Annotated in this window: 1 protein-coding gene; it reads right to left on the reverse strand. The window is 52.6% G+C overall.

Annotated features, from left to right (window positions below):
• Positions 1-449: hypothetical protein (locus ACTHUR_RS20820; RefSeq protein ID WP_440400703.1), on the reverse strand; the 449-nt coding region annotated here is incomplete at both ends.

Genomic DNA, 449 nt, shown 5'->3' on the forward strand with positions numbered 1-449 from the left:
GGTTTTCTTGTGTTGTTGGTTGTTGGTTTTGGGTTGGGTGTGTGTTTGGGTTTGTTTGGGGTGTGTGTTTTGTTTGGGGGGGGTGGTTGTTGGTGTGGGGGTGGTGGGGTGGTTGGTGGGTGGGGTGGGTTGTTGGTTTTTGGGTTTTTTGTGTTGGGTGGGGGTTGTGGGTGTGTTGTTTTTGGGTGGTGGGGTGGTTTTGTTGGGGTTGGTGTTGTTGTGAGTGTGTGTGTTGTTGGTTTTGTTGTGTGTTGGGGGTGTGTGGGTGGTTTTGGTTTTGGTGTGGTTGTGGGTTGTTGTGGTGGTGGCGGGGGTTCTGGTGATGGGTGGTGCGGCTGTTTTGGTTGCGTTGTCGTTGGGGTTGAAGGTGGTCGCGGTTTGTTTGGTGTCTGTCGTTTTGTGGTTGGGGGGCTGTTGGTTTATTTTGGTGGCTTTGTTGGTTGTTGGGG

The organism is Neisseria sp. P0021.S007, assembly GCF_051956855.1.